9 tRNA genes and 1 rRNA gene are annotated in these 1,390 nt (G+C 48.2%); all 10 read right to left on the bottom strand.

Annotated elements, in window-relative coordinates:
- Positions 1 to 403: 403 nt before the first annotated feature.
- Positions 404 to 476, bottom strand: a tRNA-Ala gene (locus ACFSFY_RS10005).
- Between the two features lie 8 nt (positions 477 to 484).
- Positions 485 to 561, bottom strand: a tRNA-Pro gene (locus tag ACFSFY_RS10000).
- Positions 562 to 585: 24 nt separating this feature from the next.
- Positions 586 to 662 (bottom strand) — tRNA-Arg (locus ACFSFY_RS09995).
- Between the two features lie 12 nt (positions 663 to 674).
- Positions 675 to 763 (bottom strand) — tRNA-Leu (locus tag ACFSFY_RS09990).
- Between the two features lie 7 nt (positions 764 to 770).
- Positions 771 to 845, bottom strand: a tRNA-Gly gene (locus ACFSFY_RS09985).
- A 9-nt stretch (positions 846 to 854) separates the two neighbouring features.
- Positions 855 to 936: transfer RNA gene (locus ACFSFY_RS09980), tRNA-Leu, on the bottom strand.
- Positions 937 to 974: 38 nt separating this feature from the next.
- Positions 975 to 1,050, bottom strand: a tRNA-Lys gene (locus ACFSFY_RS09975).
- 5 nt (positions 1,051 to 1,055) lie between these two features.
- Positions 1,056 to 1,131: transfer RNA gene (locus ACFSFY_RS09970), tRNA-Thr, on the bottom strand.
- Between the two features lie 23 nt (positions 1,132 to 1,154).
- Positions 1,155 to 1,230, bottom strand: a tRNA-Val gene (locus tag ACFSFY_RS09965).
- Between the two features lie 56 nt (positions 1,231 to 1,286).
- Positions 1,287 to 1,390 (bottom strand): 5S ribosomal RNA (rrf, locus tag ACFSFY_RS09960); the annotation flags it as partial.

Below are 1,390 nucleotides of genomic sequence, written 5' to 3'. Positions count from 1 at the left end.
GCCAGGATCAAACTCTCCATAATACTGGCTAGTCGATACGCAGCACATCACGTTGTCGATTTCGATTGATCAGTCGGTCACGTACCCAAAAGTACGTTCCCTCATTCTCTCACTCATCTCCTAGTGCTGCACTACGTCTCGACCGCCAGTGAATTACAGAAACTTGAATAGCTCTAGTTTCTATGCTGGCATTAGAGAAGAATGAACTTTATTCTTCTAAAAGAGGAATAAAACCATTCTTCAATGATGTCATGTCGAAGGATTGAAATTCAATCCTTCTGTTTGTTTCTGTTCTTCTGACGGAAATCAGCTTACTTAGAAACGTTTATACTCTCTACACCGAAGTGTGTCGAGTTTAAAAATTCTATCGACGTTTTGCTGTTCAGTTTTCAAGGTTCAAAAGTGGAGCCTAGCGGGATCGAACCGCTGACCTCCTGCGTGCAAGGCAGGCGCTCTCCCAGCTGAGCTAAGGCCCCTTAATAAATGGTCGGGAAGACAGGATTCGAACCTGCGACCCCTTGGTCCCAAACCAAGTGCTCTACCAAGCTGAGCTACTTCCCGAGTACAATATGTGTTTTAAAATAATGGCGCGCCCGGCAGAAGTCGAATCCACAACCTTCTGATCCGTAGTCAGACGCTCTATCCAATTGAGCTACGGGCGCAAACGTAATAACTGGTGCCGAGAACCGGAATCGAACCGGTACGGTGGTTACCCACCGCAGGATTTTAAGTCCTGTGCGTCTGCCAGTTCCGCCACCCCGGCAATAAAATGGAGCGGAAGACGGGATTCGAACCCGCGACCCCGACCTTGGCAAGGTCGTATTCTACCACTGAACTACTTCCGCGCTTATAAGTGCGGGTAAAGGGAGTCGAACCCCCACGCCCTAAGGCACTAGATCCTAAGTCTAGCGCGTCTGCCAGTTCCGCCATACCCGCAATATATTATATGAATATTATTCATTTACATAAAAAAATGGTGAGCCATGCAGGATTCGAACCTGCGACCCTCTGATTAAAAGTCAGATGCTCTACCAACTGAGCTAATGGCTCGATACTGGTGCCGGAGAAAGGACTTGAACCCTCAACCTACTGATTACAAGTCAGTTGCTCTACCAGTTGAGCTACTCCGGCTCTTTATCGAATTTAAAATATGATGGTGGAGGATGACGGGCTCGAACCGCCGACCCCCTGCTTGTAAGGCAGGTGCTCTCCCAGCTGAGCTAATCCTCCTGGGTTGAAAAGTTATGGTGAATTCTAGACTTCAATTTATGTAATGAATCTTACAAGCCTGGCAACGTCCTACTCTTGCAGGGGGGAACCCCCAACTACCATCGGCGCTGAAGAGCTTAACTACCGTGTTCGAGATGGGAACGGGTGTGACCTCTTCGCT

Source organism: Sporosarcina siberiensis, assembly GCF_042681925.1.
GTDB classification, from domain to species: Bacteria; Bacillota; Bacilli; order Bacillales_A; family Planococcaceae; genus Sporosarcina; species Sporosarcina siberiensis.
The sequence above is the reverse complement of the archived record's forward strand: the minus strand, read 5'-3'. Positions and strand labels throughout refer to the sequence as shown.